The following is a 12,076-nucleotide window of genomic DNA, read 5'->3' as shown; positions in this document are numbered from 1 at the left end:
GAACCGATGAGCATCGACACCCAGGACATGGAGATCGTGCACCGCGCCTTCCGCCGCGAGACGCGACTGATGATCGAGCTGGTGGCGGCCGTCGCCCCGGGTGACACCGCTCGCGCCAAGGTGATCGCCGACCACTTCCGCGACTACCGGCTGGGACTGAAGAACCACCACGAGGGCGAGGACGAGCTGCTGTGGCCGCCGCTGCTGGCCCGCGTGGATCTGGAGGCCGAGATCGTGCTGCGCATGGAGGCCCAGCACGAGCGGGTCGCCGCGACCCTGACCAGGCTGGACGCCGCGTTCCCCGCCTGGGAGGTCGCCGCCGGGGCCGACGAACGCGACACGCTCGTGGCCGCCCTGGCCGACCACCGGGCCGTGCTCATCGAGCACCTCGACGACGAGGAGGCCACCCTCCTCCCGCTCGCGGCCGAGCACATCAGCGAGAAGGAATGGGCCTCCCTGGGCGACCACCTGGTGGCCAACACGCCCAAGCTCACCCTGCTCACCCTCTTCGGCCTCGTCCTGGAGGACGCCAACCCGGCCGAGCGAGCCACGCTGCTGTCCGCCCTGCCCGCTCCGGTACGCGGCATCTGGCACGTCTTCGGCCGCCCCCGCTACGCCCGCCACATCAACCGCGTCCGCGCCGCCTGACCCGCAGCGTCCCGACACACAGGTCCCGACACACAGCGTCCTGACCCGCAACGTCCTGACTCGCAAGGAGAAGACCAATGTCATTCATCTCACTGAAGAAGATCAACACCTTCCTGGCCGCCGCGTTCGTCCTCTTCGCTCTCTGGTTCGGATCGCAGTTCATCCTGAGCCCGCAGACGGGAGCGCAGAGCTTCGGCCTGCCGACCTGGCCGTCCGGCGACGGCGGCGGCTTCCTGATCATCAAGGGCGTCCGCGACGTCGCGATGGCCCTGGGCATGGGCGTCCTGCTGGTGACCGGCCACCGCCGGGCGCTGGGCTGGGTGCTGCTGGTCGAGTCCGTCGCCGCGTTCGGCGACATGACCACCGTGCTGGCCCACAACGGCTCCGTGGCCACCGCCCTCTTCGTCCACTGCCTGACCGGCGCGGTGATCGCGGTGAACGGCCTGATGCTCCTCATCGAGACCCACAACGAGACCCGCAAGACCGCCGCGCCTGCTCCGGCTCCCGCGCCCGCTCCGGTGCCCGCGTCGCAAGCGGTTTGATCCACACGAGCCACGAAGGTGGCCCGGCCCCCTCCGGCCGGGCCACCTCGCGCGTGTCGGCGTTCGCCTGGGTCGTCAGCCGCCGGGGAAGGCGAGGCGGACGATCTTCCGCCAGTGGCCGGCGACCTGGCGGCCGAGACCGCCCGTCCGGTACGGGAGGTCGTACTTGCGGCACAGCTCGCGGACCTGCGGGGCGATCCGCGCGTAGCGGTTGCTCGGCAGGTCGGGGAAGAGATGGTGCTCGATCTGGTGGCTGAGGTTGCCGGTCATCAGGTGCAGGAGCCGCCCGCCGCTGATGTTGCCCGAGCCGAGAAGCTGGCGTACGTACCACTCGCCGCGCGTCTCGCCCTCCAGCTGCCGCTCCTCGAACACCTCGATGCCGCCGGGGAAGTGGCCGCAGAAGATGACGGTGTGCGCCCACACGTTCCGTATGGTGTTGGCGGTCAGATCGGCGAGCAGCACCGGCAGCGCGTTCGGCCCGGCGAGCAGCGGGAACGCGACGTAGTCCTTCAGGAACTGCCGCCCGACCTTGTGGCCGATCTCCTTCAGCTGCCGGTCGAACTCCTCCTGGGTCTTCTCGCCCGACTCGACCAGCTCGGGAGCCAGGTCGTGCAGCGCGATCCCGTACTCATAGAGCATCGCCAGCAGCAGGTTGTAGAGCGGCTGCGCGAGGTAGACCGGGTGCCACTCCTGTTCGGGGGCGACGCGCAGGATGCCATAGCCGACGTCGCGGTCCTTGCCGAGCACGTTGGTGAACGTGTGGTGGACGACGTTGTGCGAGTGCTTCCACTGGTCGGCCGGGCAGGCGGTGTCCCACTCCCAGGTCGTCGAGTGGATCTTCTCGTCGCGCATCCAGTCCCACTGGCCGTGCAGGACGTTGTGCCCGATCTCCATGTTCTCCAGGATCTTGGCGACCGACAGCGCGGCGGTGCCCGTCCACCAGGCCCAGCGGCGCGAGGAGAACATCAGGACGGCGCGCGCCGCCACCTCCAGGCCGCGCTGGGCGGCGATCAGCCGCCGGATGTAGCGGGCGTCCGCCTCGCCGAGGTCGTCGGTGACCTCCTGGCGCAGCTTGTCCAGCTCACGGCCCAGCTCGTCGTAGTCGGCCCGCGTGAGTCGTGCGGTCGAGGTCGAGGTCGATGGCACGGCGTTCCCTCCCGTGAGTCCGAATGAGACACCACACGGTAGGCAGGCGGGCGACGCCGGATCTTGCCGTTCGGCGCGCAATCTGACGCGTGCGCTTGTCAGATTGATCTAGGGAGGGCCCGGCAGCGTCTCGGCCGCGTCCCGATCACATCCCGGCTACGTCTCATCGCTCAATGACTCATAGATGATCGCACCGCAGGTCCGGAGTACGATACGAGCCGGTACGAGCCGTCAAGGACGACTCCGGCGAGTCAGAGAAGCGGGCAGAAGCGGGCATGGCTGAATTCCGAATCGACGACCTGGCGCGGGCCGCCGGTACGACCGTCCGCCACGTGCGCGGGTTCCAGGAGCGCGGGCTGCTGCCGCCGCCCCGCATGCAGGGCCGGGTGGGCTTCTACGACGACTCGCACCTGGCGCGGATCCGGGTCATCACCCAGCTGCAGGAACGCGGCTACACCCTCGCCAGCATCGCCGAGATGATCACGGCCTGGGAGCGCGGCCACAACCTGAGCGACCTGCTCGGGCTGGAGCGCGCGCTGACCGACCCGTGGTCGGACGAGACCGCGGCGACGATGTCGCTGACCGAGGTCGTTCAGGCGTTCGTGCCGGACTACCCGGCCGAGGAGCTCGACGGCCGTACGCCCGCCGACCTCCCCGACCTGCAGGCGACGCTCGCGCGCGCCGAGGAGCTGGAGTTCATCCGCTGGAACGGCGACGCTTTCGAGGTGCCGAGCCCCCGGCTGTTCCAGGTCGGCGCCGATCTGGTCGCGATCGGCATCGGGCTGAACGCGGTGTTCGACATCGCCGCCAAGCTGCGCGGCGACTGTGACGCGATCTCCCGCCGGTTCGTTCAGCTGACCGTCGACCACGCCGGGCTGGGGGAGGCCATGTCCGGCGAGAACTCGGATCTGGTGCAGCTCGCCGAGGTGGTGCGGCGGCTGCGGCCGGTCGGCATCATGGCGGTCCAGGGCCTGCTCGCCCGGTCGCTGCACGCCGAGATCCAGGCGGAGCTCAGCAAGCAGATGGCCAGGATCGCAGAACACTCCCGGACGGCTCCCGGTCAGTGATCTCGATCCCCGCGCGGTCGGCCGCCAGCCACAGCCGTACCGACAGCAGGAACTCCATGTGGAGGTCCGGGTCGTGGAGCTGGTCGCCGAAGACCTCGTCCAGCTTGCGCACCCGCAGCCGCACCGTCTGAGGGTGCACCTTCAGGCGCGCGGCCGCCATGGGCGCGTGGAACCCGCACTCCAGGATCGCCTGCAGCGTCTCGGCGAATCGCCGCCGCTGGTTCTGCCGCAGCTGGTTGAGCGGCCTCAGCCGCCGCGCCGCGATGTGCGCGATCAGCTCCTTGTTCTGGTAGACGGCCAGCGCGGGCAGGTGATCGGTCGTCACGACCAGCCCGCTCGACTGCGCGATGTGCCCCTTCACCGCGAGTGCGAGCGCGCGGCGCGCCCACATCAGCGACCGGCCGACCCGTTCCACCGGAACGGTCGGACCGATCGCCGCCATCTCGCCCTTGAGGTAGGACTCCAGCGCGCGCCTGCGCCCCGGCCCTTCCGGATCCGGAACGATCAGGCACGGCGCCGCGAGATGCCGCCCCGACAGCACGTCGGCCGGCGCCGCCGGTGACCACTGGTCGCCCGGCTTGAGCGCGACCGCCGCCGCGTACCGCGGAACCGCCCAGCCGGTCTCGCGCGCCAGCTCGCGCACCTCGTCCAGCGTGAGCGCCGTCGCCGTCGGCCCTGCTGTCGCCGTCGGCCCTGTAGCCGTTGCCGCCGGCTCGCCGATCAGCCGGTCCAGCAGCAGTGAACGCCGCCGCGCGCTGAGGTCCACGATCTCCTCGCCCGCGGCCTCCGCGTGCCCCTGCGACATCGCGTCGGCGAGGCGGTGCAGGTGGGCGAACGTCTCGGAGATCACCTGGCCGTACGCGGCGGCGGAGATCTCGATGCCGAACGTTCCGACGGCGTCGGTGAAGTGGCGGACGGCGATGCGCGCGCCGATGTTCATCGCGGCCTGCCAGCCGCGCGGGCCATGCCCCGCCGCCGCCTCCGCCGCGCCCACCTTGCGGAAGAACTCCAGCGCCTGCTCGTGCGGCATGCCCGGCCCCTCGATCAGGCCGACGAACTGCTCGAACGCCACGGCCGTCGTGAGTTCCAGGCCCTGCGCGTACGAGTCGGACGCGTAGTCGGGAAGCTGCCGCCGGATCTCCTCGACGATCTCCCGCACGACCTCGGGGGCCGCCCGGCGCAACGTGAGCGCCACCTTGGCCTGGGTGTCCAGTTCGAGGATGAGGATCCGCTCCGGCTCGTCCATCAGTAGTCGAACCAGCGCGGCATCAGGGCGCCGAAGAGCAGGTCGCCGCGGATCTTCAGCTCGCCCCGGCCCAGTGCCGCGATGGGATCGAAGCGTCCCGCGCACACGTTCAGCAGCGTCGGCGTCGACATCGCGAGCAGCACGCGCGGGGGAGCGGCGTTGCCGCGTTCGGCGCGGGCGCCCTGCGGGGTGAGGAACAGCTGGTAGCGGTGCCTGCCCGTCGAGGTGGCGATGTTCCACTGGACCACGCCGCTGCGCAGCCGTCCCTTCGGTGTGAAGCGCATCGCCATCAGCCCGAAGATCTGGTCGAGGGCCGTGGCCGCGCCGACGCCCGCGACGAACTGCTCGACCACCGCCCCCGTCATCCCCTCGATGTCGAGGAGCTTGCGCAGGTCGGAGGGCGAGGCGATCTGGTCCAGAAGGCCCTTGAGGTTGTCACTCATCGTGATCCCGTCTCCGTGGCCATGCGCCGGTGGCCGGTGGCCGCGCGCCGGCCGGACCGTCGAGGGCCCGGCCGGCGCACGTGGTTCAAGCGGCGTCCCGCTCAGCTGGCGGTCCGCTCAGGCGGCGGTGTCGAAGGCCTGCGGCAGCTTCGCGCCGAAGAGCATGTCGCCGGACAGCTTGATCTTGCTGTGCATGAACGCGGTGATCCCGTCGAGCGTCCCCGCGCACAGGCGCAGCAGGTCGGGGCCGGCCATGGTCAGCGTGGTGCGGGCGTTGGCGGCGGGACCGCCCGCGCCCTCGGCCTGCCCGTTCTCAATGGTGAGGTGGTAGACCTTCTCGCCGTCCGGCGTGGTGATGTGCCATTCGACGGTGCCGCTGTCCCCGCCGACCTTCTCGGCCAGGAAATGGTCGCCCATCAGCGCGAAAACGCGGTCCAGCATGACATCGGTCCCGGCCTTGGAGACGAACGCGTTGATGACGGCGTCGTCACCGCCCGACAGTTCAAGGAACTGCTTGAGCTCGCTCGGGTGGCCGATCCCCTGGGCGACCCGCTCCAGTACGGAGCCGTCGACCTTCTCCAGCAGGCCGGGGAAGTCGGAGCTGTCCAGGCGGCCCAGCACGTCCTTGATCTCGTCGGCGCTCAGCTGGTCGAGCAGCGCCTTGAGGTCGGCAGGGCTGCTGTCGGTGATCAGGGTCTTGATGTCCCCGAGCTCGTTCACATCGGCCATCGGACTCCTCCACGGGGTCTCTTACCGGGGGCGATAGTCCCGTAGATCTGCGGGACATAGATTGGTGGCAGTCAGTCTCCGGGCCGGGAACGCCACCCGTCAAGGCGGCTCACGGTGACCGCCATCACCTTTTGAGATATGCCTTCGAGGTAAGGAAGCGGCTTTATAGAAATCCCACAAGAAGTGCGCTCACAATGCTCAACGAGCGAGCGATTACGGCGCGCGGAACCCGATCGGCTCCTCCGAAGAAAGACGGGTGAACGCACCCCCGACAACAGGAGGATCCCGTTGGACAGAGGACGACGGTGGTGATCGGCACGCGCGAGGCGGCCCCCGACCGGGACCACTGCGACGACGCCGAGCTGATCCGGCGGTCCCGGTCCGAGCCGGAACGCTTCGCGCGGCTGGTCGACCGGCACGCGCCCCGGATCCACCGCTACATCGCACAACGCCTCGGCCCCGACACCGCGGACGACCTGATGGCCGAGACGTTCCTGGTCGCGTTCCGCCGCCGGAACGCCTACGACGTCACGCGCAGCCAGGCGCTCCCGTGGCTCTACGGCATCGCGACCAACCTCATGGCCCGGCACCGCGCCGCCGAGGTCAAGAAGTACCGCCTGCTGGAACGCATCGGTCCCGGCTCCTCGGACGAGGAGATGACCGAGGCGATCGTCGACCGCGTCGACGCGCAGGGCCTGAGCGGCCCGCTCGCCGGTGCGCTCGCCGCCCTGCCCGCACGCCAGCGGAACGTATTGCTGCTCGTCGCCTGGGCCGACCTCTCCTACGAAGAGGTCGCCGAGGCCCTGGACATCCCGATCGGAACCGTCCGCTCGCGGCTCTCCCGAGCCCGCACGCGGCTGCGCGACGCCCTGGGCGGCAGCGACCCGTCCATGGCAGTCGAGGAGGACGAACGATGAACGAGCTCGACGTACTGCGCGCCGCGCAGCCCGAAGTCCCCGCCCCCACATCCGACGCGCTCGCCGCCGCCCACCTGGCGGTGACAACCGAGGCCGAACGCGAGACCACGAGCCCCCGCCGCCTCCCCACCCCCCGCCTGTCCGCCCGGCGGCTGGCTATCGCTGGTGGCCTGGCCGCAGCCGTCACCATCGGTTTCGCGCTCGTGCCCGGCGGCGACAAGTCATCCCCGATCGGCACCCCGCCGGCGGATGCCGCGGTGCTGCTGAAGCAGGCGGCCGACGCGGCGCGCAAGGACACCTCGCTCGCCCCCCGGCCCGGCCAGTGGGTCTACATCGACTCCAAGGTCAAGGGGGTCCCCGGCGTGGGGTTCAATTGGCCGCCCGTCAAGGACGCCGACGCTCCGAAACCGAACAAGGCGTTCCGCCTGCAGACCTGGACCCCGACCGACGTCAAGACGGTCAAACCCCGGCCATGCCCGCCCAGCGAGCGGCAGTGCCCGGTGAGCGGCAACCAGAAGCCGATCATCTCGTGGGTGAACGGCAAGGGCACGGGCTGGTCGGAGGTTCGCCTCGGCGAAACGTGGAACCCGGACGACCAGGCCTTCCTCGCCTCGCTCCCCACCGATCCGCGCACCCTGCTGAAAAAGGTGCACGAGTACGCGGACGCCGATCCCGAGTGGAACCACGACCAGCGGGCGTTCGAACTCATCGCCGACACGATCGACGGCTACGTTCCGCCGAAGCTGCGCGCGGCCTTGTACGAGGCGCTGGCCCAGATCCCGGGCGTGACCGTCACGCGCGACGCCACCGACCTGTCGGGGCGGCACGGCCTGGGCATCACCCGCAGCGACGGCGACAAGAGCACGCAGATCATCGTCGACCGCACCACGTTCCGCTACCTGGGCGACCGCGCCGTGGCCGTACGAGCGTTCGAGAAGGGCATCAAGCCCGGCACCATCCTGCGCTGGAGCGCCCAACTCCACGCCGCCGTAGTAGACAAGCCCCACCAGATCCCCAGCTAGCCGCCCTACCCCCGCCCGCCCCGGGCACACCCAGCCCCAGGCGCACCCGGCCCCGGCCAGTTGTGTCCGGCAGGCTCTGCCCGGCCGTACCAGGCCGCCCGGGCGTACCGGCCCCGGCTGCCCGAGCGCGCCCTGCAACGGCTACCTGGCCGGCCCGGACGCACCTGGCAGCGGCCATCCGGCCGCACGGGTGCACCTGGCAGCGGCCATCCGGCCGCACGGGTGCACCTGGTTCCGGCCAGTTGTGTCCGGCAGATTGTGTCCGGCCGCGTCTGCCCGGGCGCACCTGGCCTCGGCCACTCAGCCAGTCGGCCGCCCGGGCACATCTGGTCCCGGCCAGTTGTGTCCGGCCGCCTCTGCCCGGACGCACCCGGCCCCGCGGCCCGGGCGGCGGGGCACTTGGCTCCGGCCACCTGGCAGCACGGGCGCACCTGGCCCCGGCCAGTCGGCCGCCCGGGGCGCACCCGGCCATGCCTCCCGGCCGATTGGGTGCGCCGGGCCCCGGTTAGTGGTGTCCGGCAGGGTGTGGCCGGGCGGCTGGGCCCCGGCCGCTTCGCAGTGTTGAGGGTGCGGGCGGCCGGGGCGCGGGCGAACTGCTAGGCCTCGTCGAGCACTTCGGCGAACGCGATCGCCACGCCTCCGGTGGCGTGCTCGCGGGTGGCGGCTACGAGGGGGCCTGCCTGTGCGGCGGCGGCGCTGGCCGAGGCGTAGTCGGCGAAGTACAGGTCCAGGAAGCGGTACGCGGGGGTCGGGCTTCCGTCCTCCTTGGGCCAGACCTTCGACGCCTGCAGCCGGGTCAGGCCGGGGAGCTTGCGCGCGAGCGCGAGTTGCTCGGGGTAGGCGACCTCGAAGGCGTCCGGGTCGGTGGGGTTGGAGTAGACGAAGGTGATTTTGGTTGGCTTGTCCTGGTCGGTCATGGCTGGCCTCTCGGCTAATCTCCGGTTGGAATCAGCGCGCGCACGCTCACGGTCGTCGACACTAATCAGAGGAATGGGCAGCGACCATGACCGATCCGCCGGGAAACCTTGCCGATCGTCCGGCCGGCGAGGGCCCGCAGGACGTCGCGCTCAGTCAGCCGGATGACCTGCTCTCTGAGCTGCTGCGAAGCGTCCGGCTGAGTGGAGAACGGGTCGCCGCGTACCGGCCGCCGGGTGCTTTCTCGATCGGCTTCGCCGGGTTCGGCAGCCTGTACTTCATCGAAGAGGGCGAGATCGAGCTTCGCCTTGACGGAGACCCGCGCGTTGAGCGTGCCAGTCGCGGCGATGTCGTGCTGTTCCCGCGCGGCGACGCCCACCACGTCAGTGATGTGGGTGAACGCCCGGCCGGGGTGGTGCGGTGGCTTAGCGGAACGTTCAGGATCGGGGATCCGCAGGCGAGCCATCTGCTGAGGAGCCTGCCGCCCATGATCGTTCTGGCTGGGGAGGGGGCGCCGGAGGGGCTGGAGGTCGCCCGGAGGATGCTCGTCATCGAGATGCAGTCGCCGTCTCAGGGGTCGGCGGTCATGATCTCGCGCATCCTCGATCTGATCTTCATCCAGATCCTGCGCACCTGGGCGGCGGGCGAGGACGCCGAGCCCAACTGGCTGGCGGGCGCGTTCGATCCGCAGATCGGGCTGTCCCTGAGCGTCATCCACCGGGATCCCGCGCATGACTGGACGGTCGAGGAACTGGCCAGGGCGTGCAACCTGTCCCGGTCGGTGTTCGCCGAACGGTTCGTCGCACGCGTCGGGAAGCCGCCCGCCACCTATCTCGCGCACGTGCGCCTGGACGCCGCCACCGACCTGCTCCGTGACACGTCCCTTTCGGTCGTGCACGTCGCGGAGAGGGTCGGCTACACGTCGGAGGCGGCGTTCAGCCGAGCGTTCAAGAACCGCTACGGCATGCCGCCGGCTCGCTGGCGACGGGGGCGCGCAAGGACAAGCGACGCTTGATGATCGTCAACAAGACGCGCGTTGATCACCGATGTGGATCTTGAAAGTCTCCAGTCACTCGCCCGTGCTTCATGAGTGCCGGGCTGGGCCCCGCGATGGGAGACATCGATGCGATTCACCACCAAGAAGGCGCCCGCGGCACTGGCCGCGGCGCTCCTCGCGACGTCCTTCATCGGAGCTCTCGGTTTCCAAGGGCAGGCGGCGGCAGCCGACCGCTGCTCGGGAACCCTGGTCGAAGAACAGCGGCTCACGGGCGGCGGCAAGACTCTCGCCTACCTGAACCTCTACTGGGACGGCCACTACAACTGCGCGGAGTTGGTCTCTTCCAGCACCACTTCGGGAACGCTGAAGGCCATGGGGGTGTACATCTACACCTATCCGCTCTCCTGTAAGAATGGCGGGTGCGGCATCGGCAGCTACACCGCCTCGGCCGGTGAATACAGCGGCTTCCGCTATTACGCCGGTCCGAAGCGCCTGGACGGCCGGAACAAATGCGTGCGTGCATACGGCGTTATCGATTGGCCCGCCACTGGCGACAGTCGCGAATACAACGTGAGCACGAAACCGGCCATCGGTCACTGCTGAAATCTCGTGAGGTGCGCGTCCGTCACCGGGACGATGGACGCGCACCTCACGGCTTACTTCACGAGCGGAGATCCGTAGAGCTGGAACGTGGAGTCGCCGTCTCCATCGTTGTCGATGTTGTAGGTGAGCGACCCGTCGGTGGAGAAGTCAAAGGAGGAGTTGTAGGCGTCGGGCACGCTGATGCCGCAGGCGGTCTCCCCGCTCCAGTCCGCGTTGACGTCGCTGGTGACGTCGCAGGTTCGCTTGGCCAGCGCGATGTCACTTGTGCTGCCGTTCGGTCGGCGATCCAGCCTGACGTTGATGTTGAACTTGTCGAACTTGTGGCCGCTGCCGACCGCGGGAAGCGTTGCCTCCGACCACTGGAACCTGATGGTCGCCGTGAGGCGCCCGTCCGAATATTTGGTGATGCAGGTGCGGCCCTCTCCGACGATGTCGGTCTTCCCGGGAAGGTCGAAGTTCTTGTAGTTCTTGCTGTCGGTGTTGTGGCACTTGGTGGTGCTGGAGGCGGCCGAAGCCGCGGGCGTTACCGCCATCAGCCCGCCCGCAAAGGCGACAGAAGCGGCCGCGGCGATGACCTTCGTCTTCTTCATGATGCTGGATGATCACGCCGGATTCCGGCCCTTGTCAATAGCCCCTCGATAGTTTCAAAGAGCCCACGACGGATGACGCAAAGTGACTTACGAAAGAACCCTTGACAAGTCCGAGAGCGAAGTCGATCATCTGGATCACCGGCCGGGCGAATTCCGACCAGGCCAACTGGTACAACGACAACAGCGAAAAGCGCCCCGACTGCTAACGCCCCGGGCGTCGCCCGGTCACGGGGTGATGATCAGCTTTCCGCGGGTGTGGCCTTCGCGGCTGGCGTCGAACGCTTCGCCGGCCTTCTCCAGGGTGAACGTTCCGGCCACCTCGACCTTGAGCGGGAGCTCGACGAGGCCCGCGAGTTTGGCGCCGTCCGGGCGCACCCAGATCCAGTGCCCGCTCGCGGCTTTCTGCTCGACCGTGGGATCGGCGATCGACACGTGACGTCCGCCCTGGGCGAGGACCGCGAGCGTGGTCTCCAGCTGCCCGCCCACGAAGTCCGCCACCGCGGTCACTCCGTCGGGTGCGGCCTGCTTGATCCGCTCAACGACGCCGTCCCCGTAGGCGATCGGCTCGGCGCCCAGCTCGCTCAGGTAGTCGTGGTTGCGTTCGGACGCCGTGCCGATGACCCGCGCGCCGCGATGGCGCGCGATCTGCACGGCGAAGCTGCCCACGCCGCCGGAGGCGTTGTGCACGAGCAGCACATCGTCGGGGCCGACGTCGAGCCGGTCGAGGCTGCGTTGCGCGGTCAGGCCTGCCAGGGGAACGCCCGCCGCCTGATTCCAGTCGAGCGACGCCGGCTTCTTGGCGACCGAGGCCGCGTTCACCGCGACCAGCTCGGCGAACGTGCCGCCATGCACGACGTCCTTGCGGGCGTACGACAGGACCTCGTCGCCCACCGCGAACTCAGGGGTGTCCGGCCCGGTCGCCCGCACCACCCCGGCGACGTCCCAGCCGGGGATGACGGGGAACCAGACGTCCATCATCCCGTCCAGGCCACCGGCCATGAGCTTCCAGTCCACCGGATTGACCCCGGCGGCCCGTACCTCGATGAGGACCTGACCAGGCCCGACCTTGGGATCGGGCACCTCGCCCACCCACAGCCGCGAGTTGTCAGAGGCATAGGCGTCATAGGTAACTGCGCGCATGGTCACCACACTAAGTCACTAGAATCTGACGGTCGGTACCGGCCTGCTCTAGCAACGGATGAGCAGTCAGC

General features: G+C 69.5%; 14 protein-coding genes. 7 read left to right on the top strand and 7 right to left on the bottom strand.

Translation table 11 applies throughout. The features are described 5' to 3' along the window. The first annotated feature begins 6 nt into the window (after positions 1 to 6). Together J4573_RS52240 and J4573_RS52235 are read left to right on the top strand one after the other, a co-directional pair. The gene (locus tag J4573_RS52240) at positions 7 to 648 is read left to right on the top strand and encodes a hemerythrin domain-containing protein (protein ID WP_208263951.1); all 642 of its coding nucleotides are present in this window, start codon (positions 7 to 9) and stop codon (positions 646 to 648) included. Between the two features lie 77 nt (positions 649 to 725). Then, positions 726 to 1,190 carry a DUF4267 domain-containing protein gene (locus J4573_RS52235; RefSeq protein WP_243775005.1) on the top strand — a complete coding sequence of 155 codons (465 nt, stop codon included), beginning with the start codon at positions 726 to 728 and terminating at the stop codon, positions 1,188 to 1,190. 75 nt (positions 1,191 to 1,265) lie between these two features. On the opposite strand, the gene J4573_RS52230 is transcribed toward J4573_RS52235, so the two are convergent. Continuing rightward, a complete protein-coding gene (locus J4573_RS52230) occupies positions 1,266 to 2,336 on the bottom strand; it encodes a fatty acid desaturase family protein (protein WP_208263950.1) in 1,071 nt (356 codons plus the stop codon). Between the two features lie 275 nt (positions 2,337 to 2,611). Here J4573_RS52230 and J4573_RS52225 point away from each other — a divergent pair, with 275 nt between their 5' ends. Further along, complete coding sequence (locus tag J4573_RS52225; protein ID WP_208263949.1) at positions 2,612 to 3,403, top strand: MerR family transcriptional regulator; 792 nt, start codon at positions 2,612 to 2,614, stop codon at positions 3,401 to 3,403. Here J4573_RS52225 and J4573_RS52220 read toward each other — a convergent pair. From J4573_RS52220 to J4573_RS52210, 3 genes are all read right to left on the bottom strand, one after another. Beyond that, the gene (locus tag J4573_RS52220) at positions 3,348 to 4,649 is read right to left on the bottom strand and encodes a PucR-like N-terminal domain-containing protein (protein ID WP_208263948.1); all 1,302 of its coding nucleotides are present in this window, start codon (positions 4,647 to 4,649) and stop codon (positions 3,348 to 3,350) included. The two genes, J4573_RS52225 and J4573_RS52220, sit on opposite strands and share 56 nt — an antisense overlap. After that, positions 4,649 to 5,092 carry an SCP2 sterol-binding domain-containing protein gene (locus tag J4573_RS52215; protein ID WP_208263947.1) on the bottom strand — a complete coding sequence of 148 codons (444 nt, stop codon included), beginning with the start codon at positions 5,090 to 5,092 and terminating at the stop codon, positions 4,649 to 4,651. Before J4573_RS52215 ends, J4573_RS52220 begins: the two co-directional genes overlap by 1 nt. Before the next feature lie 117 nt (positions 5,093 to 5,209). After that, the gene (locus J4573_RS52210) at positions 5,210 to 5,821 is read right to left on the bottom strand and encodes an SCP2 sterol-binding domain-containing protein (RefSeq protein ID WP_208263946.1); all 612 of its coding nucleotides are present in this window, start codon (positions 5,819 to 5,821) and stop codon (positions 5,210 to 5,212) included. Positions 5,822 to 6,129: 308 nt separating this feature from the next. Here J4573_RS52210 and J4573_RS52205 point away from each other — a divergent pair, with 308 nt between their 5' ends. Continuing rightward, positions 6,130 to 6,738, top strand: a complete 609-nt coding sequence (locus J4573_RS52205; protein WP_307797555.1) for an RNA polymerase sigma factor — start codon at positions 6,130 to 6,132, stop codon at positions 6,736 to 6,738. Beyond that, positions 6,735 to 7,760: a CU044_5270 family protein gene (locus tag J4573_RS52200; protein WP_208263945.1), complete on the top strand. Its 1,026-nt coding sequence runs from the start codon at positions 6,735 to 6,737 to the stop codon at positions 7,758 to 7,760. Before J4573_RS52205 ends, J4573_RS52200 begins: the two co-directional genes overlap by 4 nt. A 596-nt stretch (positions 7,761 to 8,356) precedes the next feature. Here the strand turns inward: J4573_RS52200 and J4573_RS52195 are convergent. Further along, positions 8,357 to 8,677, bottom strand: a complete 321-nt coding sequence (locus J4573_RS52195) for an EthD family reductase (RefSeq protein ID WP_208263944.1) — start codon at positions 8,675 to 8,677, stop codon at positions 8,357 to 8,359. A gap of 86 nt (positions 8,678 to 8,763) precedes the next feature. On the opposite strand from J4573_RS52195, the gene J4573_RS52190 reads away from it, so the two are divergent. Beyond that, complete coding sequence (locus J4573_RS52190) at positions 8,764 to 9,690, top strand: AraC family transcriptional regulator (RefSeq protein WP_208263943.1); 927 nt, start codon at positions 8,764 to 8,766, stop codon at positions 9,688 to 9,690. Between the two features lie 108 nt (positions 9,691 to 9,798). After that, positions 9,799 to 10,275: a hypothetical protein gene (locus tag J4573_RS52185; protein ID WP_208263942.1), complete on the top strand. Its 477-nt coding sequence runs from the start codon at positions 9,799 to 9,801 to the stop codon at positions 10,273 to 10,275. A gap of 53 nt (positions 10,276 to 10,328) precedes the next feature. On the opposite strand, the gene J4573_RS52180 is transcribed toward J4573_RS52185, so the two are convergent. Both J4573_RS52180 and J4573_RS52175 read right to left on the bottom strand, forming a co-directional pair. Next, positions 10,329 to 10,865, bottom strand: coding sequence for a hypothetical protein (locus tag J4573_RS52180; protein ID WP_208263941.1), 537 nt, complete (start codon positions 10,863 to 10,865; stop codon positions 10,329 to 10,331). 225 nt (positions 10,866 to 11,090) lie between these two features. Continuing rightward, positions 11,091 to 12,005 carry an NADP-dependent oxidoreductase gene (locus tag J4573_RS52175; RefSeq protein WP_208263940.1) on the bottom strand — a complete coding sequence of 305 codons (915 nt, stop codon included), beginning with the start codon at positions 12,003 to 12,005 and terminating at the stop codon, positions 11,091 to 11,093. Positions 12,006 to 12,076: the final 71 nt, after the last annotated feature.

This window comes from Actinomadura barringtoniae (assembly GCF_017573505.1).
Classification (GTDB): domain Bacteria; phylum Actinomycetota; class Actinomycetes; order Streptosporangiales; family Streptosporangiaceae; genus Spirillospora; species Spirillospora barringtoniae.
The sequence above is the reverse complement of the archived record's forward strand: the minus strand, read 5'-3'. Positions and strand labels throughout refer to the sequence as shown.